A 21649-nucleotide genomic window follows, 5' to 3' on the forward strand; every position below is an offset into this window, starting at 1 on the left:
ACGCTCAGGCCCGGAACGGGAATCCGAAGAACTGCAGGGCGACGTGCTCGCGCCCCTCGGTGTCGCCCGCCGCCTCGGCGGCTTTGCCGCGCGCCCACCACTTCTCGGCGACCGCGTCCATCTCCTGGCCGAGCAGTCGCAGCTCCTCGGCGGTGAGCGAGGCCAGGTATTCGCTGGCGAACGCGGCGCCGCGCCACTCGGCGGGCCAGGCGGGCTGCTCGTCGAGGTAGCGCTGGTACATCTCGTCCTGGAGCCGGGAGGCCACGCGGGACAGGGCGGTGCGGGCGGCGACGATCTCCGGGCCCTCCTCCGGGGCCGGGGCCCGGGCGCTGACGTGCTGCGCGGCGATTTGCCACCAGCGCTCCCTGCCGTCGCCGGTCTGCGGCGCGGCCTCTTCGATGAGGCCGTGCGCGGCGAGTTTGCGCAGGTGGTAGCTGACCAGGGAGACGGCCTCGTCGACCTGGTCGGCCAACTGGGAGGCGGTCGCCGTGTCCGCCACGATCAGAGCCCGGTAGAGCTTCAACCGCAGTGGGTGCGTGAACGCCTTGAGCTCGTCGAGATCGCTGAGGCGGCGGGTCTCGTGCTTGGCCATGGCTCCACCCTAGAAGCGAAAGAAAAATTGCGCAAATAAAGTTGCGCATAACAAGCCATCGCCCAGAGGGCCGTGGGTGGTTCGGGGGCCCACTGCACCGTGGTGGGTTCGAGGGCCGACTATCGCGGGCCCAGTCGCGGGCCGGCATGGCCAATCGCCTCGACCGGCTGGAGGCGGCGGGGCTGGTCGAGCGGCGTCTCGACCCGGCCGACCGGCGCAGCTTCCGCATCGCGCTCACCGAGGAGGGGCGGCGGGTCATCGACGCCCCGCTCACCGAGCACGCCGCCAACCTGGCCCGGCTGGCCGCCGGCCTGCCGCCGGACGACGCGACCGAGCTCACCCGCATCCTGCGCGGCCTGCTGACCCCACCCGGATAGAGCCGCCCGCCTGGAGTTCCTGTGTGGCCATTGACATAAAAACCCTCTTTTCCTACTGTTTATGTAGGCATTCAAGGGAGGCGCGATGTCCCACTCCACTCACCCGAACCTCCGCGACCAGTGACGCGCAAGCGGATCCATCTCGCGGCCCACTTCCCCGGCGTGAACAACACCACGGTCTGGGCCGACCCCCGCTCCGGCAGCCAGATCGACTTCGCCTCGTTCGCCCACCTGGCCAGGACGGCCGAGCGGGGCAAGTTCGACTTCTTCTTCCTGGCCGAAGGGTTGCGGCTGCGCGAGCTCAAAGGCCGCATCCACGACCTCGACGTGGTCGGCCGCCCCGAGGCGCTCACCGTGCTGAGCGCGCTCGCCGCCGTCACCGAGCGCCTCGGGCTCGCGGGCACCGTCAACGCCACCTTCAACGAGCCGTACGAACTGGCCAGGCGCCTGTCCACGCTGGACCACCTCAGCGACGGCCGGGCCGCCTGGAACGTGGTGACCACCTCCGACGCCTTCACCGGCGAGAACTTCCGGCGCGGCGGCTACCTCGACCGCGCCGACCGCTACACCCGCGCCGCCGAGTTCGTCCGCCTCTCGCGCGAGCTCTGGGACTCCTGGCAGCCGGGCGCGCACCTCGTCGACAAGAGCCAGGCCCAGTTCGTCCGCCCCGCCGCCATCGGAACCGTCCACCACGAGGGCCCGCACTTCACCGTCGAAGGGCAGTTCACCCTGCCGCGCGGCCCTCAGGGGCATCCCGTCATCATCCAGGCGGGGGACTCCGACGAGGGCAGGGAGTTCGCCGCCGCCACGGCCGACGTGATCTTCAGCCGCCACGGCACGCTGGAGGACGGCCGGGCCTTCTACGCCGACGTCAAAGGCCGCCTGGCGCGCTATCACCGGGAGCCGGACCAGCTGAAGATCATGCCCGCGGCCACGTACGCGCTGGGCGACACCGAGGAGGAGGCCGCCGAGAACGCGGCCGCCATCCGCCGCCAGCAGGTCGGCCCGCAGACCGCGACCGCCTTCATCGAGCAGGTGTGGGGTCGTGACATGTCGGCCTACGACCCGGACGGGCCGCTGCCGGACGTCGAGCCCGACCTGTCGGAGGGCGTCTCGCAGGGGCGGGTGCCGTTCGGCGACCGGGCGGCGGTGGCCGCCAAATGGCGGGCGCTGGCCGAGGAGAAGAAGCTGACGATCCGCGAGCTGGTGATCGAGGTGACCGGGCGGCAGACGTTCGTCGGGACTCCGGCGGGCGTGGCCCGGCAGATCGACGAGCATGTGCAGGCGGACGCGGCGGACGGGTTCATCCTGGTGCCGCATCTGACGCCCGGCGGGCTCGACGAGTTCGTGGACCGCGTGGTGCCGCTGCTGCAGGAACGCGGCGCCTTCCGTACCGACTACACCGGCACCACGCTGCGCGAGCACCTGGAGCTGCCGTGACAGCGAGCACCGTGACAGCGAGCACCGTGACCATGCCCACCAGAAGGATGGTGCCCCAGTGACCCTGCATCTCGCCGTCGCGCTGGACGGCGCCGGCTGGCATCCCGCCGCCTGGCGCGAGGCGTCCGCGCGGCCTGAGGCGATCTTCTCGGCCCGCTACTGGGCGGCGCTCGTGGCCGAGGCCGAGCGGGGGCTGCTCGACTTCGTCACGATCGAGGACTCGCTCAGCCTCCAGTCGACCCTGCCGGACGGGCCCGACGCGCGGGCCGACCAGGTGCGCGGACGCTTCGACGCGGTACTGCTGGCCGCCCGGCTGGCGCCGCTCACCAGCCGGATCGGGCTGGTGCCGACGGCCACGACCACGCACACCGAGCCGTTCCACGTGGCGATCGGCATCGCCACGCTCGACCACATCAGCGGCGGCCGAGCCGGGTGGCGGCCGCAGATCTCGGTCAGAAGCACCGAGGCGGCGCATTTCGGGCGCCGCCCGTTCCCCCGGCTGGACGGGCCCGTCTCGATCGATGACGAGCACGTCCGGGCGCTGTTCGAGGAGGCCGCCGACGCGGTCGAGGTCGTACGGCGGCTCTGGGACAGCTGGGAGGACGACGCGGAGATCCGCGACCTGCCGACCGGCCGTTTCATCGACCGGGACAAGCTTCACTACATCGACTTCGCCGGGCGGTTCTTCTCGGTGCGCGGGCCGTCGATCACGCCTCGGCCGCCGCAGGGCCAACCGGTGGTCACGGCGCTCGCCCACGCCCGCCTGCCGTACGAGTTCGCCGCGGGCGGCGCCGACGTCGTGTACGTCACGCCGCACTCCGCAGACCAGGCACGCGCCATCGTCGAGGAGGTCAGGGAGCTGTCGGCGGAGCTGCGGGTCTTCGCCGACCTGGTGGTGTTCCTGGGCGATGACGCGGCGGAGCGCAAGGCCCGCCTCGACGGGCTCGACGGGGCCGAGCTGCGCTCCGATGCCGCGATCTTCACCGGTACCCCGGAGGAGCTGGCGGAGCTGCTGCTCCAGTGGCGGCGGGCCGGGATCGAGGGGTTCCGGCTGCGTCCCGGCGCGCTGCCGTACGACCTGGAGGCGATCACCCGGGGGCTGACGGCGGAGCTGCGCGGGCGCGGGGCGTTCAGGCGCTCGTACGAGGCCACGACGCTGCGCGGGCTGCTCGGCCTGCCGCGCCCGGCCAGCCGCTACGCGGAGGTGTCATGAAATTTCTGGCCATCACGTTAATCGTCCATAACGACCAGCGGTCGCACACCGAGCGGTTCCGCGAGGTCGTCGACAACGCGGTGCTGGCCGAGGAACTGGGCTTCGACGGGTTCGGGGTGGGGGAGCGGCACGAGCGGCCGTTCATCTCCTCCTCGCCGCCGGTGGTGCTGAGCCACATCGCGGCCAAGACGTCCAGGATCCGGCTGTTCACCGCGGTCACCACGCTGAGCCTGCTCGATCCCGTACGAGCCTTCGAGGACTACGCCACGCTCGACCACCTCTCCGACGGCAGGCTGGAGCTGATCATCGGCAAGGGGAACGGGGCGGCGCAGGCGCAACTCTTCCACGTCACCGCCGAGGACCAGTGGGACCGCAACCGCGAGGGGTACGACCTGTTCCGCCGCCTCTGGCGGGAGGACAAGGTCACCTGGGCGGGCCGGTTCCGTCCCGCGCTGACCGAGGCCGAGACCTGGCCCCGGCCGCTCCAGCGGGCGATCAGGGTCTGGCACGGCAGCGCCACCAGCAAGGAGTCGGTGGACCTGGCCGCCTACTACGGCGACCCGCTGTTCTCCGCGAACGTCACCAACCCCATCGAGCCGTACGCCGACCTGATCGACTACTACCGGAAGCAGTGGGTCCGTTACGGGCACGACCCGGCCGACGCGCTGGTCGGGGCGGGGACGGCGGGCTACTACGCGGCCCGCACCTCGCAGGAGGCGATCGAGACCTACCGGCCGATCTTCGACGCCCGGCTGGCGCTGTTCGCCAAGCTCGGGATCGAGCCGGTCTTCGCCACGCTGGAGGACGCCATCGAACGCAGCTCGATCCTGGTCGGCAGCCCGCAGCAGATCATCGACAAGGTCCTGCGCTATCACCAGCGGTTCGGGCACGAGGTCATGCACCTGCACGCCGACGCCGACGGGCTCACGCCCAAGCAGCACCGGGACGCGCTGGAGCTGTTCCAGGCGGAGATCGCGCCCGTACTGCGCCAGGAGATCCCCAGCAGGCCGTTCCCCGGAGGTGCCGCGTGACCCTGTCCATCCTCGACCTCGCCCCCATCCCCTCCGGCGGCACCGCGCGTGACGCGCTGCTCAACACCCTCGACCTGGCCCGGCGGGCCGAGACGTTCGGTTATCGCCGCTACTGGCTGGCCGAGCACCATTTCGCCCCCGGCGTGGCCAGCTCGGCCCCGGCCGTGCTCATCGGCCTGGTGGCGGCGGCCACCGAGCGGATCAGGGTCGGATCGGGAGCCGTGCAGCTCGGGCATCAGACGCCGTTGTCGGTGGTGGAGCAGTTCGGGCTGATCGACGCGCTGTATCCGGGCCGGATCGACCTCGGCATCGGCCGCTCCGGCCAACGCCGCGCCGAACTCGCCGCCGAGGCCGCCCCGGCCAAGCCCGCGCCCGCCACCCTGGCGAAGCCCTCACCTCACGGGGAGGCGGGGCGGGTCGTCGATGGGCTGCTCATTCCGCCGCCGTTCGACTGGTCCAGGCTCGCCGCCCACCCGCAGCTGGCCTTCCACGCCTCGCTGCTCCAGCAGCCCGGCGCTCAGACGCCCGACTTCGCCGAGCAGATCGACGACGTCATCGCGTTCCTGAACGGCGACCACCAAGCGCACGCCGTCCCCGGCGAGGGGGCGGAGGTGGAGCTGTGGATCCTCGGCAGCAGCGGCGGCCAGAGCGCCCAGGTGGCGGGCGAACGCGGGCTGCCGTTCGCGGCCAACTACCACGTCAGCCCGTCCAGCGTGCTCGAAGCCGTCGAGGGCTACCGGAAGGCGTTCAAGCCGTCGAAGGCCCTGGCCGAGCCGTATGTGATCGTGTCGGCCGACGTCGTCGTGGCCGACGATGACGCGACCGCGCGCGAGCTGGCCAAGCCGTACGGGCTGTGGGTACGCAGCATCAGGACCGGGGCGGGCGCCAGGACGTACCCGACACCGGAGGAAGCCGACGCGCACGTCTGGAGCGCCGAGGACCTGGCGCTGGTGAAGGACCGGATCGACACGCGGTTCGTCGGCACGCCCGAGGCCGTCGCCGAGCGGCTGCGCGTGCTGCGGCGGGTGACGGGCGCCGACGAGCTGCTGGTCACGACCATCACCCACGACCACGCCGCCCGCGTACGCTCCTACGAGCTGCTGGCCGACGCCTGGGACGGCCGCGCATGAAGCGGACCCTGGTCGTCCTCATGCTCGCCCTGGCCGCCTGCGGTTCCCAGCCGTCCGCCCAGCAGGCCCAGAGCACCACCCTGACCTGGGCGATCGAGACGCAGCCCATCACCCTGAACCCGCAGCAGTGGGCGCAGAACAAGGTCAGGCTGCTGGTGTTCAACCAGTTCGACGCGCTGCTGTCCCGCGGTCGCGACGGTTCGTTCCAGCCGTGGCTGGCGAAGTCATGGAAGGTCTCGGCCGACGGGCTGACCTACACCTTCGAGCTGCGCGACGACGTGACCTTCCACGACGGCACGAAGTTCGACGCGGCGGCGGTCAAGGCCAACCTGGAGCAGTTCCTGGTGCCGGGCTACAACGCGGCGGTCGCGGCGATCCAGCTGGCCGCCTTGGACAAGGCCGAGGTGGTCTCGCCCACCACGGTGAAGGTCACGCTCAAGAAGCCCGACGGGCTGTTCCTCGACTTCCTGTCCTCGCCGTACGGCGGGCAGGTCTCGCCCAAGTCGCTGAAGACGGCCAAGAACCTCAAGTTCGGCGGCACCGACCTGGTGGGCACCGGGCCGTTCATCCTCGACCGGTACGTACAGGGCCAGGAGCTCCACTACCACCGCAACCCCGCCTACAAGTGGGCGCCGCCGAGCGCCGGGCACCAGGGGCCCGCCTACCTCTCCGAGATCACCTACCGCTTCCTGCCCGAGGCCGCGGTCCGCGTCGGCGCGCTCACCTCCGGCCAGGTGCAGGTCATCGAGGGCGTCCCCGCGACCGACGTGAACCTGATCAAGAAGGAGCACGCCTTCCAGACCGCGCTCAACTCGGGCACCTCCTTCATCTACTACTTCAACGTCTCGCATGCCCCGTTCGACGACCAGCGCGTACGGCAGGCCTTCCGCGAGGCCGTGGACGTCGACGCCGTCCTCGCCTCCGTCTACCAGGGCACCGCCACCAGGGCGTGGAGCATCGTCGGCAAGGCGAGCCCGTTCTACGACCCGTCGCTGGAGCACACCTTCGGCGGCGACACCGCCAAGGCCAACGCGCTGCTCGACGAGGCCGGCTGGCGGCAGCGCGACAGTGAGGGCTTCAGGGTCAAGGACGGCAAGCGGCTCACCGTACGCAGCGTTTCCGCGGCGCCGTACGTCAGGGACCGCCGCGACATCCTCGCCCAGGCCATCCAGGCCCAGGTCAAGCAGAGCGCGGGCATCGACTTCCAGGTGAAGATCGTCGACCAGGGCACGGCGCAGAAGGCCGTGGACGAGAACCAGTACGAGATCTTCGAGAACTCCCGCGGCGACTCCGACGTCGGCGCCGCGCTCAACCTCATCCTGCCGAGCAAGGGGGCCATCAACCGCACCCACTTCTCCGACCCCCAGGTGGACAAGTGGCTGACCCGGGCGTCCACCACCGCCGACCAGGCACTCCGCAAGGACCTCTACACGCGGGTGCAGCGCGCGGTGGTGACGGAGAAGGCCGTCGCCTTCCCGATCTACGTGCCCGCCGACCAGCTGGCCGCCCAGAACAGCGTGCGCGGTCTCGGCTTCGACCCGGGCTCGGGGACGCCGCGCAACGCCTATGACGTCCAGGTCGGCACATGATCAAACGTCTGGGCACCGGGCTGGCCGTGCTCTGGGCCGCCGCCACCTCCTCCTACGTCGCGCTGCTCCTCGCCCCGGGCGACACCATCGACATCCTGATCGGCGACGGCGCCGACACCCCGGAGATCCGGGCCAGGATCGTCGCCGAATGGGGGCTCGACCGTCCCGAGGTGGTCCAATACCTGTCCTACCTGTGGCGGCTGCTGCACGGCGACCTCGGCCGCTCCTACCAGCTCCAGCGCGGTGTCGGCGAGATCCTCGCCGCTCAGGTGGGCCCGACGCTCCAGCTCACGCTCGCCGCCGCGGCGAGTGGGGTGACACTCGCCGGGGTCATCGCGCTGGCCACCGCGGGCCGGGGCCGCTGGTCGCGCGGTACGGCCTCGGCCGTCGAGCTGGTGTCGGTCTCGGTGCCGCCGTTCCTCATCGGGATCGTGCTGCTGTCGGTGTTCTCGTTCACGTTCGGCTGGTTCCCGGTCTCCGGCGCCTCGGGGCCGCAGGCGCTCGTCCTGCCCGCGCTGGCGCTCGGCCTGCCGATCGCCGGCGTGCTCGGGCAGGTGCTGCGCGGCGGGCTCGAACGCGCGCTGGAGCAGCCGTTCGCGGTCACGGCCAGGGCGCGCGGGCTGACCGAGCGGGCCCTGGTCGCCAGGCACGCGCTCAGGCACGCGCTGATCCCGGCCGTGACGCTGGCCGGGTGGTTCACCGGCACGCTGCTCGGCGGGACGGTGATCACCGAGGTGCTGTTCGGCCGCCCGGGGCTCGGCCAGGTCGCGATGCAGGCCGTCACGGGCCGGGACATGCCGGTCGTGATGGCCGTGGTGCTGCTGTCGGCGATCGCGTACGTGACCATCAGCACGCTGCTCGACCTGGCCTACCGCGCCATCGACCCCAGGATCGGGGGCTGAGCGTGCCGGCCAGGATCCTCGTACCCGTTGTCTTCCTGATCCTGCTGGCGCTGGCCGTCGCCGTGCCCGGCCTGCTCACCGGCGTGGACCCGCTGTCGGCCGACCCGCTGCGCGCGCTGACCCCGCCCGGCGGGGCGCACTGGTTCGGCAGCGACCACCTCGGCAGGGACGTGCTGTCCAGGGTGGTGTACGGCGCCCGGCACTCGCTCAGCATCGGCGTCTCGGCCACCGCCGTGGCCGTGACCTCCGGCATCCTGCTCGGCCTGGCCGCCGGGCTGTCGCCCAAATGGCTGGACGAGGCGCTGGCCCGCTCGTTCGACGTGCTGTCGACCCTGCCCGAGCTGCTGCTGGCGCTGCTCGTCATCGCGATCACCGGCCCCGGCACCGGGAGCGTGATCTTCGCGATCGCCGTCGCGCAGATCCCCAACTACGCCCGGGTGATCCGGGCCCAGGCCTTCGTGGTCCGCCACGCCGGGTACGTCGAGCAGGCCGTGACCTTCGGCCGCTCCCGCGCGGTCATCACCGCCCAGCACGTGCTGCCGAACGTACTGGGCCCGATCCCGGTGCTGGCCACCATCGGGCTCGGCCAGGCCGTCATCGGCGCGTCGGGGCTCAGCTTCCTCGGCATGGGACCCCAGCCGCCGGCCGCAGAGTGGGGCGCCATGCTCGCCGAGGCCCGCAACTACCTGCGCGTCGCCTGGTGGGAGGCGCTGTTCCCGGGCGTCGCGATCACCTTGACCGTCGTCTGCCTGACCGTGCTGGGCCGGCGGCTGCAGCGCCGCTTCGAGGGAAGGACGCCATGACCACGTTCCAGGAAGAGCACGCGGAGACCGGCCGCGCGCCCGTCTCGGACATTCCGCTGGTGTCCGTGGCGGATCTGCGGGTGAGCTTCGGCGGGACCGAGGTGGTGCGCGGCGTCTCGCTGTCGGTCGCGGCGGGGGAGTGCGTGGCGATCGTCGGCGAGTCCGGCTCCGGCAAGAGCGTCACCGCCCGGTCGCTGCTCGGCCTGGCCGGGCCGGGCTCCCAGGTCGAGGCCCGGACGTTCGACCTGTCCGGCAGGGACGCCCGCGCCTTCCGCCCGGCCGACTGGCGGCGGCTGCGCGGCGGGTTCGCCGGGCTGGTGCTGCAGGACGCGCTGGTCTCGCTCGATCCGCTGCGTACCGTGGCCGCCGAGATCGGCGAGGTGCTGACCGTACACGAGGTCGTTCCCCGCGCCCGGCGCCCGGAACGGGTGCTGGAGCTGCTCGACGCGGTCGGCGTCCCCGACCCGGCCGCCCGCGCCCGTCAGCACCCGCACCAGCTGTCCGGCGGGCTGCGGCAGCGGGTGCTGATCGCCTCGGCCATCGCCGCCGAGCCCAAGCTGATCATCGCGGACGAGCCCACCACCGCGCTCGACGTCACCGTACAGGCCCAGATCCTGCGGCTGCTCGCCGAGCGCAAGGCCGCCGGGACGGCACTGCTGCTGATCAGCCACGACCTCGCCGTGGTCGCCTCGATCGCCGACCGGATCCTGGTCATGAAGGACGGCCGGGTGGTCGAGGAGGGGCCCGTCCGGAGCGTGCTGTCGGCGCCCGCGCACGACTACACCCGCTCGCTGCTCGCCGCCGTCCCCTCCGCCGCCTCCAGGGGCACCCGCCTGTCGGGCGGCCCGCCGCTCCCGCGCCGCGCCCCGAACCCGTCCGCCCAGGTCCTCGCCGCCACCGCCCTGACCAGGTCGTACGGACCGCGCCGGGTCGTGGACGACGTCTCCTTCACCCTGCACGAAGGCGAGACGCTCGGCATCGTCGGCGAGTCCGGCTCCGGCAAGACCACGCTCGCCAGGCTCGTCCTCGGCCTGCTCGAACCCGAGACGGGACGGGTGAGCCTGCACCAGCGGCAGTGGAGCGGGCTGCCGGAACGCAAGCGGCGCCCGATGCGGCAGCGCGTCCAGCTCATCTCCCAGAACCCGCTCGACTCCTTCGATCCCCGCCACACCGTCGGCCGCCTGGTCGCCGAGCCGCTCGCCCTGCCCCGCCGTGAACGCCGGGCGCGGGCGCTGGACCTGCTGGAGCGCGTCGGCCTGCCCGCCGCGTACGCCGACCGCCACCCCAGAGAGCTGTCCGGCGGCCAGCGCCAGCGCGTCGCCATCGCCAGGGCCCTCGCCCCCCGCCCCGACGTGCTGGTCTGCGACGAACCCGTCTCGGCGCTCGACGTCTCCATCCAGGCCCAGGTGCTCGACCTGCTCGCCGAGATCCAGGCCGAGTACGGCACCGCCCTGCTGTTCATCTCCCACGACCTCGGCGTCGTCCACCACGTGAGCGACCGGGTGCTCGTCATGAAGGACGGCCGGGTGGTGGAGGAGGGCGCGGTCGAGCAGGTGTTCCAGCGGCCCCGACACCCCTACACCCGCGCCCTGGTGGACGCCGTGCCCCGCCTCGGGTAGTGGAAGGTGGAGTGTGCCGGCTCGGCCTGCCTCAGGCCGACGGTGGTCATCGCCGGGTGCCGGCCGTACTGGCGTACTCGAACGGTTCGTGAGCTCAGTCCAGCTGGATCACCGACAGCCAGTTGCCCGCCGGGTCCTTGAACCAGGCGATCAGCGGGCCGCTCACCCGGTTGACGCCCTTGTCGTCGGTGCCCTCCAGCCGCTCGAAGACCACGCCGCGCGCCACCAGCTCGTCCACGGCTTTGTCGATGTCACTGACCGGGAAGTTGAGTATCGTGAACGTCGCCGGCGTGTGATCCTTTTTCGGGTAGACGATCGTGTCGCGGTCGCCCGCGATGTGCAGTGTGAGGATCCCGTGGTCCTCGGAGACGCGCAGGCCGAGCGTTTCGCCGTAGAACCGCTTGGCGGCCGGGATGTCGTCGGTGGAGAAGCCGCTGAAGGCTCTGGTGTTCTCGAACATGATGGTTTCCTTCCGTCACAGGGGACGTAGAACCCGGGCCGCCGAATTCGACACGTTTCGAGGGGGAAATTTTGGACGGGCTGCTGCGAGAGCTGGCGCCGCAAGTCCTCGGCGCGGTCGTCCGGCGCTACGGCGACTTCGACCTGTGCGAGGACGCCGTGCAGGAGGCTCTGCTCGCGGCCGCCGTCCAGTGGCCCGACGAGGGTGTGCCCGCCAATCCCAAGGGCTGGCTGATCACTGTCGCCGCCCGCAGACGGATCGAGCTGTGGCGCAGCGAGTCCGCCCGGCGGCGCAGGGAGGAGTCCGCCGCCGCCCTGGCACCGCCGGAGCCGGACCCCTCGCCCACCGTGGACGACACGCTCACACTCCTGCTGCTCTGCTGCCATCCCGCGCTCACCACGGTCTCCCAGGTGGCGCTGACACTGCGCGCCGTCGGCGGGCTGACCACCGCCGAGATCGCCCGCGCGCTGCTGGTGCCCGAGCCGACCGTGGCGCAGCGCATCAGCCGCGCCAAGCAGCGCATCAAGAGCAGCGGCGCCGAGTTCACGCTGCCCCCGGAGGACGAGCAGGCCGAGCGGCTGGCCGCGGTGCTGCACGTGCTGTACCTGATCTTCAACGAGGGCTACACCGCCAGCTCCGGCGGGACGTTGCACCGCGTGGAGCTGTCCAGCGAGGCCATCCGCCTGACCCGGCAGCTCCACGACCGCCTGCCCGGCGACGGTGAGGTGGCCGCGCTGCTCGCCCTGATGCTGCTCACCGACGCCCGCCGCCCGGCCCGCACCCGGCCCGACGGCGAACTGGTGCCGCTGGCCGAGCAGGACCGCGGCGAATGGGACGCCGAGGCCATCGCCGAAGGAGTCCAGCTGATCACCAAGACGCTGGCCGCCGCGCCGCTCGGCCCCTACCAGGTGCAGGCGGCCATCGCGGCCGTGCACGACGAGGCGCCGCGGGCCGAGGACACCGACTGGCGGCAGATCCTCGCCCTGTACGACCTGCTCGACGGCATCGCGCCCGGACCCATGGTCACGCTCAACCGGATCGTCGCCGTCGCCATGGTCCACGGGCCGCTTGCCGGGCTGGAGGGGCTGGCGAAGGCGGAGACCGATCCGGCGCTCGCCGGGCATCATCGGGTGCCGGCCGTACGCGCGCATCTGCTGGACCTCGCGGGCGACCGGGAGGCGGCGCGCACCCAGTACGAGCTGGCCGCCCGCCGCACGCTCAGCCTCCCCGAACAGCGCTATCTGGAGTCACGCGCCGCCCGGCTCTGACCGGCCTCGCCTCAGCCGTCGAGGTGGCGCAGGATGGCCAGCACCCGTCTGCTGTAGGCGGGGGTCACCGGCAGGTCGAGCTTGTCGAAGATGGCGTTGACGTGCTTCTCCACCGTGCTCAGGGAGACGTGGAGGTTCGTGGCGATCGCGGCGTTGGTGAAGCCCTCGGCGAGCTGCCGCAGCACCTGCGACTCGCGTTCGCTGAGCGTACGCAGCGGGTCCACGCGGGTGGTGCGGGCGAGGAGCTGCCTGACCACTTCGGGGTCGATGACGGTGCCGCCCGCGCGGATCCGCTCCAGGGAACCCAGGAAGTCCGCCACCTCCGACACGCGGTCCTTCAGCAGGTAGCCCATGCCCTCGGTGGCCTCGGCGAGCAGCTTGGCCGCGTACGTCTTCTCCACGTACTGCGACAGGACCAGCACACCCACCGAGGGCCAGCGCGCGCGGATCTCCAGCGCCGCGCGCAGGCCCTCGTCGGAATGGGTGGGCGGCATCCGCACGTCCACCACCGCGACCTCCGGCCGGTGCTCGGCCACCGCCTCGATCAGGGACTCCGCGTCGCCGATCGCGGCCACGACCTCGTGCCCGGCCTCCTCCAGCAGCCTGATCAGGCCCTCACGCAGCAGTACGGCGTCGTCGGCGAGGATCAGCCGCACGATGCCGCCTTCGGGAGGGTCGCGCAGATCCTGGTGCCGCCGCCGGGCGGGCTGTCGACCTCGAACCGGCCGTCGAGCGCCATCACCCGCCTGGCCAGCCCCGACAGTCCGCCGCCCGCCGGGTCGGCGCCGCCGCGGCCGTCGTCGGAGATCACCACGCGGACCGCCCGCTCGTCCTCGCTCAGCACGACCAGGATGTCCCGCGCCCGCGCGTGCTTGACCGCGTTGGTGATCGCCTCCCTGGCCACGAAGTACAGGGCGGTCTCCACCTCCGAGACGGGCCGTCCGGCCAGGCCGTAGTCGACGGTCACCGGCACGCACGAACGTTCGGCGACACCGGCCAGCGCCGTGCGCAGGCCCAGCTCGTCGAGCGCGGTCGGGTAGATCCGCCACGCCACGCTGCGCAGCTCGTCGAGCAGTTGCCGGGACTCGGCGTACGCCTGGTCCACCAGCTCGGCCGCCCCGGCGGGGCTGTGCCGGGCCCGCCCGAGCAGCATGGCCAGCGCCACGCCGCGCTGCTGCACGCCGTCGTGCAGGTCCCGCTCGATCCTGCGCCGCTCGTCGTCGACCACCCGCACGATGCCGGACCGGCTGACGGTCAGCTCGGCGATGCGCCGCCGCATCAGCTCCTGCGGCCCGGGACCGAGGAAGCGTACGGCCAGCCGCCGCTCGGTCGCCACCAGCAGGCGGCACCAGAACCCGCCCAGGGCCAGCATCAGCACCCCGCAGGCCAGGCCGACCGCCCAGCTGTGCATCGACAGCTTGATGCCCGGCAGGTCCAGCGCCACCGGCGCGTAGTCGCCGGAGAACAGCACCCACGTGCTGCCGCCCAGGAACAGCAGGGCCAGGAACAGCAGCGCCAGCGCGAGATAGCCCCCGAGCACGCCGACCAGGGCACGCAGCGCGAGATAGCCGTGACCGGACGCGGCCCCGTCGGTCTCCTGCCCGAACCAGGCGGCCAGCCGGGCCCGTTCGAGCGCCACCATTCCCGGCGCCCACCTGTTCCGGTACGGCCAGGCGAAGGTCCACAGGGCGAGGGCGGCGGCTCCGGTGACCAGCCCGGCCAGCACTCCGGTGAGCTGCCTGAAAACAATGCCTGCCACGGACGCGAAGTCTAGGCGCTGCGGCGGTCCGGCGGCGTGGCACGCCCGGCGAGCAGGCGTGGGGCGCCGGTCAGGCGTCGACTTGTCCGTGCCGCCGGTCAGGTGTTGACTTGTCCGTGCTGCGCCGGTCAGGCGTCGACGGGCAGGCGGCGGGCGGCCACGCCCGCCCAGCCGAGGCCCAGCGCGGTGATCAGGAGCACTCCCGCGGCCCCCGCGCCCGCCGCCACCAGCCCGGCCGCGCCCGGGATGAGGATCTGCCCGGTACGGTTGCCCGCGAGCCGGAGCGACATCGCCCGCCCCCGCAGACCGGGGGGCGCGGACTCGGCGAGCCACGACATGGTCATCGGCTGTCCCACCCCGAGCCCGAACCCCAGGACGAGCAGCACGCAGGCCAGCAGCCACAGCGGCATCGGCAGCGGCGTGAGCGCCATGGCCAGGGCCGCCGCGACGGTGCCGGCGACCAGGAGGCGCCGTCTGCCGAAGGCGTGCGAGAGGCGGCCGAGGAAGAAGCGCGACCCCATGGAGGCCACGCCGCGGATCGCCAGCAGGACGCCCACCACGCCTGAGGCGAGCCCTTGCTCGGCGCCCAGCGCCGGCAGGTAGACGAGCGTGATGTCGACCGCGGCCAGCACCACGCAGCTGGTCACGAGCGCGTGCGCGAGACCCGGCAGCCGCAGCAGCGAGCGCACCCCCGTGGCTTCGCCGCCGGCCCGCGCGGTGGCCCGCGGACTGCCGGTCAGCAGCGCCGACAGCCCGACGAGCGCGGCGGCGAGCCCGCAGGTCCACAGGTAGATCCGGCCGGTGTCCGGGATGGCGTGGGCGCCGCCGAACACGATGATCAAAATCGGGCCCATGGCCTGCCCGAGCGAGGCGGCGAAGGTGTAGTGCCCGAAGGCGGTGTCGTGGCGGCCACGCTCGGTCATGTTGGCCACCATCGCCTGCTGGGCGATGACACAGCCGAGATGCCCAGTGCCGAGCAGGACGCCGCCGGCGATCAGCCCGGGGATCGTGTGGCCGAAGGCGAGGAAGGCGGCGCAGGCGGTCGTGAGCAGGATCGCGCCCGCCACGGCCATGCGCCGCTCGCCGTACCGGTCGGCCGCCTGACCGGCGGGGATGGCCAGGAGGAGCGGCGCGACGGCGAAGCTGGCGCCCAGCACGCCCAGCCACGCCGCTGAGACGTGCAGCTCGATCGCCCCGTACGACATGGTCGGCCGCAGCACGAACGTCACCACCTGCGTTCCCACTGAGTGGGCCAGCAGCAGGGCCATCTGATTACGCCGATGCCAGGTGATCACGCACTCCAGCCGGTCGCGCGCCTTCTCCACGGCCACCTGTACGTCACGGCCTCAACCTATCGCAACAACCCCATAAGGCGAGAAAGGGCGAAATGTCGGATAAAACGCCATCGGTGGGAACAGGCCTTCCGGTGGCATCTGGCCGGGCCGTGGTCTACCGCTACGTCAAGGGGCGGTTCATGAGGGAGGTCAGCTGGTGAATGTCGTGGCGGGCCCGCAGGGCCGCGATCGCCTCTTGATCGGGTGGCTGGGTGGCGGCTATTAGATCGGCGAGTTCGCGGAGGTAGTGCTCGTGGCCGGACGGGGAGACGAGGAAGAGCATTCGCGCAGGCTTGGGGCCGGGGTTGAAGAAGGCGTGCGGGCAGCCGGCGGGTACGAACATGACGCTCCCCGGACCGCCTCTGAACACCGGCGTGCCGGTGTCCGACTCCCACGTCCGCCAGTCGCCGTCGGCCTTCTCGCGTGGATGGAAGGCGAGCAGGTCGAGCTCCCCGTCGAGGATGTAGAAGACCTCCTCGGCCGCATGATGCAGATGCGCCCCGACGTCGAATCCCGGTGCGATGTCCGCCTCGAACATGGACCAGCGGTTCGACCGCTCCGCACCTAACTTGACCGTCATGCCGGCGGTCTGGATCCGGTGTCCGGCGCCAGGCCCGAGCAGCAGTCCATCGGTCGGGTTCGGGTCGTTCATGGCTTCCATCCGGTTGCCTCCAGCCAGTTCTCCAGCGTCATCAGGCCCGGGTGGGCGGCCCGTAGCGCTGGGAAGTCGGGTTCGTCGTCGTCGCGGTCGCCGAGCCAGGCGAACATCCCGGCCACCTGCTCGTCGAAGGCCCGCACCTGCTCGATGGGCACCTGATGGAAGCGGCTGGGCAGGCCGCCGGCCCGGCCGAAGGCCTCGGCGATCGCCTGAGCGGACAGGCAGTCCCCGGCGATCTCGAGTTTCCGGTCGATGAACTCGTCGGGCTGGTCGAACGCGATCGCGGCGAAAGCCCCGATGTCCTGCGTCGCGATCAGCCGTACCCGCGTCTCTGGCCGTACGGCGAGGTTGACCGCCAGCTCGTCGCCGTCCACGACCGGGCGGGTGAGGGAGGTGAAGTTCTCCATGAACATGACAGGCCGCAGCACGGTGGCCGGTAGCCCGAGCGAGTCGACGCGTTCCTCGATGCGGGCCTTGCTGTCGTAGTAAGGGATGCCGCTCACCAGGCCGGCGCCGCTGATCGAGCTGTAGACGAGATGCCCGACGCCGGACTTCTTGGCGATCTCCGCCACCGCCTTGCCACGCCGTTCCTCGGCGATCACTCCTTCAGGGGTCACCTTGGGCCCGGTGAGCATGGTCAGCACCAGGAAGACGCCGTACGCGCCGTCCATCGCCGCCCGAAGCGACGCCGCGTCGTCCAGGTCGCCGGTGACGAGGGTGGCTCCCGCCGCCTGCAGCGTTTCAGCGCCCGGCGAGCCGGGATTCCGCACCAGGGCGCGCACCTCCCAGCCACGATCGAGCAGCTGGCGCGCGGCCGCGCCACCCTGCTGGCCGGTGGCCCCGATCACCAGCACCGGTCCCTTCTGCTGTGCCATATGCCCTCCTTCGCCCGAAAGTGACAATGATCAGGCTAACGACGAAGAGGCGGCCGATCCTGGTACAGATACTGCTAACCTGCCGGTCGGTTCACCGTCCACGGGAGCTGTGTGGAAAGCGGCCACGACAACGGACAGGCGGCGCGGCGCGCCGAGCTGGGTGCCTTTCTGCGCGCCCGGCGAGCCCGGCTGCGGCCGGGAGACGTGGGGCTGCCGGAAGACGGCATACCGGGGCGACGCCGGACCGCCGGCCTCCGGCGCGAAGAGGTCGCCGAGCTGTCCGGCGTCGGTGTCACCTGGTACACCTGGCTGGAGCAGGGCCGGAACATCTCCACGTCGGCCCAGGTGATCGACGCGCTGGCCCGCGCGCTCCTGCTCGGCCCGGACCACCACCGGCACCTTCGGTACCTCGCCGGTCTCGCCGCCCCGGACCGGGAAACCCCCTCCGATGACGTACGTCCGCGACTGCGCCGCTTGGTCGACGCCGTGGCTCCGAACATCGCCTCCATTTATGACGGCCATTTCGACTACCTGGTGTGGAACCGGGCGTACGCGCTAGTCCGCCACGATCCAGATAGGTTTCCCGCCGATCGGCGAAACCTGCTGTGGATGATGTTCACCGACGAGGAGAACCGGGCCCGCATGACCCGATGGGAGCCGGCGGCGCGGGCCGTCCTCAGCCAATTCCGGGCCATGGTGGGGCAGCGTCCGGACGACCCACGGTTCGCCGACATCGTGGCCGGATTGACCGCGGCGAGTTCGGAGTTCCGGGAATGGTGGCACGAATACCCGATCCGCTCCTTCAGACCCGCGACGATCGAACTCGATCACCCCGAGGCCGGGCGGATCGAACTGGAGATGTTCCAGGTCCGTTTGGTCGAGCGCCCCGACCTGGTGATGGTCGTACAGGTGCCGGCGAGTCACGCGATGCTCCAGCGGGTCACCTCCATGCTCGAAGCCCCATGATCTCCGTGGCGGGCGCGAGGGATCAGCCCTTGTAGTTGAAGATCTGGCGCAGCGTGTGTTGCACGGTGACCAGGTCCTTCTGATCTTCCATGACCTGGTCGATCGACTTGTACGCTTCCGGGTGCTCGTCCACCAGCGCCCCGGCGCGGTCGGCGTTCCAGACGCGGCTGCCCATCGCCTCGGTGAGCGAGGCGGCGGTGAGCTTCTTGCGCGCCTCGGTGCGGGACATGCGCCGTCCCGCACCATGGGAGCAGGAGTTGTAGGAAGCGGCGCTGCCCAGGCCGGTCACGATGTAGGAGCGGGTACCCATGGAGCCGGGGATGATTCCCTCGTCCCCGCTGGCCGCCTTGATCGCACCCTTCCGGGTGATCCACATGTCGCGGCCGTGGTGGCGTTCCATCTGGGTGAAATTGTGATGGGCGTTGATCGTGCGCAGCGCGGCACCATGACCGACGACCTGGAACAGGGAGGCGACCAGCACCTCGGCCATGCGGGCGCGTGAGGCCATGGCGTAGCGCTGGGCCCACAGCATGTCCTCGATGTAGGCGGTGAACTGCGGCGTGCCCTGCACGAGGTAGGCCAGATCCGGGTCGGCCAGCTCGATGAACCACTGCTTCATCAGCTTCTTCGCCTGCGTGATGTGCATGGTGGCGAGCTGGTTGCCGATGCCGCGCGAGCCGGAGTGCAGCACCGTCCACACACGGTCGCGCTCGTCCAGGCAGACCTCGACGAAGTGGTTGCCGGAGCCGAGCGTCCCGAACTGCGCGATGACCGTGTGCTCCTGCTTGCCCGTCAGCGAGGTGCCGGGTGTGCCGATCGCGTTGAGCGAGGCGTCGGTGGACGGGTCGTCATGGCCCTGGCCGACGCCGGCCGGGATGCGCTGCTCGATGAGCGGCATGAGCGCGGCCAGGGTGTCGGGCAGGTCCGCGGCGGTCAGGTCGGTCTCGGTGGCGACCATGCCGCAGCCGATGTCCACGCCCACGGCCGAGGGGATGATGGCGCCCTGGGTCGGGATGACGGAGCCGACGGTGGCGCCCATTCCGACATGGGCGTCCGGCATCAGCGCGACGTGGCTGGGGACGAAGGGCAGGCGGGCGGCGCGGGCGGCTTGTTCGATGGCGTCCGGCTCGATGTCGCTCGCCCATGAGATGAGTCCGGGTGCTACCCGCTGCGGCATGAGGGGCTGCCTTTCTGGTCGATGATCTCGTAGCAGCGTATTCGACGGGAGTGCGGTGATCGCTACTGGTTTGTTGGGCGGCGAGCCACCACGGAGAGGACGGAGCTCCGCCAACCGCGCTCGGGGCGGTCGGCTGTGGCACCTTGGGCGGTGGTGGGCGAAGGTTCCCGCCATCGGAGGAGTGATCACTATGCGGCATCTCGGCATCCTCGCCCACAGCACCGAAGGGGCGGCCCTGTGCTTCCTGGCCTACTGCCAGGAGGGGTTTCGCCGGGTGGGCCGGCACGAGCATCCCGACGTGACCCTCGACTACATCGCCTTCGGCTACAGCATGCCCGCCTGGGACGCGGGCGACCACGACTCGATCAGGGCCACGCTGGCCGTCAGCGTCGGGCGCCTCGCCCGCGCCGGGGCCGACTTCTTCGCCTGCCCGGACAACACCGCCCACCTGGCGCTCGAACGGCCCGGCGAGGACCTCGCCCTGCCCGGCCTGCACATCGCCGAGGTGGTCGCCGACCAGGCCGTTCGTGAGGGGCGGACGAAGGTCGGTGTCCTGGGTACGGCGTACACGATGGACGGCCGGCTCTATCCGGAGGCGCTCGCCGCGCGTGGGATCGCGGCGGAGGTGCCGGATCCGGACGACCGGCGGATCATCAACGAGATCATCTTCGCCGAGCTCGTGAGCGGGGTGTTCACCGAGGAGTCGCGGCGGGAGTACGTCCGCGTCATCTCGCGGCTCGCGGAGCGGGGGTGTGACGCCGTGGCGCTCGTCTGCACCGAGATCCCGCTCCTGGTGACACCCGAGGCGTCGCCGCTGCCGACCCTCGACTCCACCCGCCTCATGGCCGTCGCCGCGTACGAGGTCGCGGCCGGTCACCGGCCGCTGCCCACCTGGCGTGGCGGGGTTTCGGCCACTCCCCGGAGCTGACCGGTCTTTGTCAGGTAGGCAGAGGAGAAGTCCGAGAAGGGCATGATGCTGTCGGACAGATTTGCTCCGAAAAGCTCGGCTCCGGCGAGGAACACGCCGTACATCCTGGCTCGCGGCAGGTAGGCGTCGCTCAGGTCGGCGTCGCCGAGCCGGGCGTGTGACAGGTCGATCCACTCCTGCTTCGGGTGGGCCGGACGGACCCGGCCCAGCACGGTGAGCATGGCCCGAACATCTCTGGCCTGCCCGTAGTTCTTCTTGGTCGACGTGCGGCCGTTTCCCACGACATAGCTGGCGAGAACGTCAACGGTCGTCTGCCGGTAGTCGGGGACATCCCTGCCGATGTTCTCGAGGGCGTAGGCGGCGCCGATCCGCACCTCCATGCTCGCGCTGCCGAGTTGTTCGACGGCCTTGGTGAATCGGTCGGTGACCTGGCCCTTCTGCGCGACTTCGAGGCCCTTCCTGGCGATCAGCAACTCCTCACGGGAGGCCTCGACCGATTTCGCGGTCTGCGCCAGTCCCTGCGCCGTCAGCAGCAGTCCGCCCAGCACGGCGATGGTCGCCGGGATCTGCAGCAGGGTGGTGACGAACTGGCGCCGGCTGTCTTGGGCCGCGCGGTGCAGCTCAGCGCGTTCTATGGGTTGGAGAGTGGCGAATTCCGCCCGGGATAATGGAGCGGTCGCCCGTTCTTCGGGACGCCAACGGAACCACGTCATGAGCGGATCGTGCGCTCAGGTCCGCCCGTTGGCGAGAGTAGACCCCTACTCAAGTTGAGCGGTGACGACGCTCGCGGGCGAATGTTGTGGCATCCCTCCATGCGTGTCCCGGGACGTTGTGGTGTGAGATCAGATCCGCACCTACGAGAAGTTCCACGCACCCACGAGAAGCACCTATGAGAAGTGGAGGCGGCGACATGCCGAGGCTCACCGGGGGAAAGGGTTTCCCCACCGGCGACATCGCCCGGATCAGCGTCTTCGCGGCGCTGATCGCCGCGCTCGGCCTGCCGGGCACCCTGAACCTGTTCGGCAACGCGGTCCCGATCACGCTGCAGACGTTCGGCGTCATGCTGGCGGGCACGATCCTGGGCTCGTGGCGGGCCGCCCTGGCCGTCGCCGTACTGCTCGTGCTGGTGGCCGTCGGCCTGCCGTTGCTGGCGGGCGGGCGTGGCGGGCTGGGCGTGTTCGCGGGGCCGTCGGCCGGGTACCTGATCGGCTGGCTGCCCGGCGCGGCCGTGACCGGCTGGATCGTCGAACGCGGCGGCCATCGCCCCGGCATCGTACGGCTGGTGGTGGCCTGTGTGGTCGGCGGCATCGGGGTGATCTACCTGATCGGTCTGCCCGTGCAGGCGGCTGTCACCGGCGTCCCGCTGGGCCGGACGGCGCTGCTCAGCGCCACGTTGTTCCTGCCCGGTGACCTGATCAAGGCGGTGCTGGCGGCGATTGTGACGAAAGGTACTCAACGGGCATACCCTGACGCGGTCCCGGCCGTGCATCGCGAACGGCTCCGCGCCAGCAAGGAGGGCTGAACCGGT

General features: G+C 71.3%; 22 protein-coding genes. 13 read left to right on the top strand and 9 right to left on the bottom strand.

Annotated elements, in window-relative coordinates:
• Positions 1–4: 4 nt before the first annotated feature.
• On the bottom strand, positions 5–592 hold the full coding sequence (locus ACGFJ2_RS46545) for a helix-turn-helix domain-containing protein (protein WP_358186486.1): 588 nt from the start codon (positions 590–592) through the stop codon (positions 5–7).
• Positions 593–738: 146 nt separating this feature from the next.
• Here ACGFJ2_RS46545 and ACGFJ2_RS46550 point away from each other — a divergent pair, with 146 nt between their 5' ends.
• From ACGFJ2_RS46550 to ACGFJ2_RS46590, 9 genes are all read left to right on the top strand, one after another.
• Positions 739–969 carry a MarR family winged helix-turn-helix transcriptional regulator gene (locus tag ACGFJ2_RS46550; RefSeq protein ID WP_393479594.1) on the top strand — a complete coding sequence of 77 codons (231 nt, stop codon included), beginning with the start codon at positions 739–741 and terminating at the stop codon, positions 967–969.
• Between the two features lie 120 nt (positions 970–1089).
• On the top strand, positions 1090–2409 hold the full coding sequence (locus ACGFJ2_RS46555) for an NtaA/DmoA family FMN-dependent monooxygenase (RefSeq protein ID WP_358186496.1): 1320 nt from the start codon (positions 1090–1092) through the stop codon (positions 2407–2409).
• A gap of 58 nt (positions 2410–2467) precedes the next feature.
• Positions 2468–3622, top strand: coding sequence for an LLM class flavin-dependent oxidoreductase (locus tag ACGFJ2_RS46560; protein ID WP_358186500.1), 1155 nt, complete (start codon positions 2468–2470; stop codon positions 3620–3622).
• Entirely contained in the window at positions 3619–4653 is a 1035-nt protein-coding gene (locus ACGFJ2_RS46565) for an LLM class flavin-dependent oxidoreductase (RefSeq protein WP_357951980.1), read from the top strand. The genes ACGFJ2_RS46560 and ACGFJ2_RS46565 overlap by 4 nt, the downstream gene beginning before the upstream one ends.
• Positions 4650–5783: an MsnO8 family LLM class oxidoreductase gene (locus ACGFJ2_RS46570; RefSeq protein WP_393479599.1), complete on the top strand. Its 1134-nt coding sequence runs from the start codon at positions 4650–4652 to the stop codon at positions 5781–5783. The genes ACGFJ2_RS46565 and ACGFJ2_RS46570 overlap by 4 nt, the downstream gene beginning before the upstream one ends.
• The gene (locus ACGFJ2_RS46575; RefSeq protein WP_393479601.1) at positions 5780–7372 is read left to right on the top strand and encodes an ABC transporter substrate-binding protein; all 1593 of its coding nucleotides are present in this window, start codon (positions 5780–5782) and stop codon (positions 7370–7372) included. Before ACGFJ2_RS46570 ends, ACGFJ2_RS46575 begins: the two co-directional genes overlap by 4 nt.
• Positions 7369–8274, top strand: a complete 906-nt coding sequence (locus ACGFJ2_RS46580) for an ABC transporter permease (protein ID WP_393479604.1) — start codon at positions 7369–7371, stop codon at positions 8272–8274. The genes ACGFJ2_RS46575 and ACGFJ2_RS46580 overlap by 4 nt, the downstream gene beginning before the upstream one ends.
• A 2-nt stretch (positions 8275–8276) precedes the next feature.
• A complete protein-coding gene (locus ACGFJ2_RS46585) occupies positions 8277–9077 on the top strand; it encodes an ABC transporter permease (RefSeq protein ID WP_357951987.1) in 801 nt (266 codons plus the stop codon).
• A complete protein-coding gene (locus tag ACGFJ2_RS46590; RefSeq protein ID WP_393479607.1) occupies positions 9074–10696 on the top strand; it encodes a dipeptide ABC transporter ATP-binding protein in 1623 nt (540 codons plus the stop codon). The genes ACGFJ2_RS46585 and ACGFJ2_RS46590 overlap by 4 nt, the downstream gene beginning before the upstream one ends.
• A 94-nt stretch (positions 10697–10790) precedes the next feature.
• Here ACGFJ2_RS46590 and ACGFJ2_RS46595 read toward each other — a convergent pair whose 3' ends face one another.
• Positions 10791–11156, bottom strand: a complete 366-nt coding sequence (locus tag ACGFJ2_RS46595; RefSeq protein ID WP_357951991.1) for a VOC family protein — start codon at positions 11154–11156, stop codon at positions 10791–10793.
• A 68-nt stretch (positions 11157–11224) separates the two neighbouring features.
• Here ACGFJ2_RS46595 and ACGFJ2_RS46600 point away from each other — a divergent pair, with 68 nt between their 5' ends.
• The gene (locus ACGFJ2_RS46600; protein ID WP_393479911.1) at positions 11225–12424 is read left to right on the top strand and encodes an RNA polymerase sigma factor; all 1200 of its coding nucleotides are present in this window, start codon (positions 11225–11227) and stop codon (positions 12422–12424) included.
• Between the two features lie 11 nt (positions 12425–12435).
• Here the strand turns inward: ACGFJ2_RS46600 and ACGFJ2_RS46605 are convergent, their stop codons facing one another.
• The 5 genes from ACGFJ2_RS46605 to ACGFJ2_RS46625 form a co-directional block, all read right to left on the bottom strand.
• Entirely contained in the window at positions 12436–13080 is a 645-nt protein-coding gene (locus tag ACGFJ2_RS46605; protein WP_357951992.1) for a response regulator transcription factor, read from the bottom strand.
• Positions 13071–14183: a histidine kinase gene (locus ACGFJ2_RS46610; protein WP_357951994.1), complete on the bottom strand. Its 1113-nt coding sequence runs from the start codon at positions 14181–14183 to the stop codon at positions 13071–13073. The genes ACGFJ2_RS46605 and ACGFJ2_RS46610 overlap by 10 nt, the downstream gene beginning before the upstream one ends.
• A 128-nt stretch (positions 14184–14311) precedes the next feature.
• Positions 14312–15508 carry an MFS transporter gene (locus ACGFJ2_RS46615; RefSeq protein WP_393479612.1) on the bottom strand — a complete coding sequence of 399 codons (1197 nt, stop codon included), beginning with the start codon at positions 15506–15508 and terminating at the stop codon, positions 14312–14314.
• Positions 15509–15638: 130 nt separating this feature from the next.
• Positions 15639–16178: a cupin domain-containing protein gene (locus ACGFJ2_RS46620; RefSeq protein ID WP_358186559.1), complete on the bottom strand. Its 540-nt coding sequence runs from the start codon at positions 16176–16178 to the stop codon at positions 15639–15641.
• A complete protein-coding gene (locus ACGFJ2_RS46625; protein ID WP_358186566.1) occupies positions 16166–17050 on the bottom strand; it encodes an NmrA/HSCARG family protein in 885 nt (294 codons plus the stop codon). Before ACGFJ2_RS46625 ends, ACGFJ2_RS46620 begins: the two co-directional genes overlap by 13 nt.
• Before the next feature lie 111 nt (positions 17051–17161).
• On the opposite strand from ACGFJ2_RS46625, the gene ACGFJ2_RS46630 reads away from it, so the two are divergent.
• On the top strand, positions 17162–18016 hold the full coding sequence (locus ACGFJ2_RS46630; RefSeq protein ID WP_393479614.1) for a helix-turn-helix transcriptional regulator: 855 nt from the start codon (positions 17162–17164) through the stop codon (positions 18014–18016).
• 22 nt (positions 18017–18038) lie between these two features.
• Here ACGFJ2_RS46630 and ACGFJ2_RS46635 read toward each other — a convergent pair whose 3' ends face one another.
• Positions 18039–19193 carry an RtcB family protein gene (locus tag ACGFJ2_RS46635; RefSeq protein WP_357952003.1) on the bottom strand — a complete coding sequence of 385 codons (1155 nt, stop codon included), beginning with the start codon at positions 19191–19193 and terminating at the stop codon, positions 18039–18041.
• A 190-nt stretch (positions 19194–19383) separates the two neighbouring features.
• Between ACGFJ2_RS46635 and ACGFJ2_RS46640 the strand changes: the two genes are divergently transcribed.
• The gene (locus ACGFJ2_RS46640; protein ID WP_357952005.1) at positions 19384–20121 is read left to right on the top strand and encodes an amino acid racemase; all 738 of its coding nucleotides are present in this window, start codon (positions 19384–19386) and stop codon (positions 20119–20121) included.
• Here ACGFJ2_RS46640 and ACGFJ2_RS46645 read toward each other — a convergent pair.
• Entirely contained in the window at positions 20067–20834 is a 768-nt protein-coding gene (locus tag ACGFJ2_RS46645) for a pentapeptide repeat-containing protein (protein ID WP_393479617.1), read from the bottom strand. The two genes, ACGFJ2_RS46640 and ACGFJ2_RS46645, sit on opposite strands and share 55 nt — an antisense overlap.
• A gap of 197 nt (positions 20835–21031) precedes the next feature.
• Here ACGFJ2_RS46645 and ACGFJ2_RS46650 point away from each other — a divergent pair, with 197 nt between their 5' ends.
• Positions 21032–21643, top strand: a complete 612-nt coding sequence (locus ACGFJ2_RS46650; protein ID WP_358541115.1) for a biotin transporter BioY — start codon at positions 21032–21034, stop codon at positions 21641–21643.
• The last annotated feature ends 6 nt before the right edge of the window (positions 21644–21649 follow it).

Origin of the sequence: Nonomuraea sp. NPDC049028 (assembly GCF_043197735.1) — a bacterium.
Lineage (GTDB): Bacteria > Actinomycetota > Actinomycetes > Streptosporangiales > Streptosporangiaceae > Nonomuraea.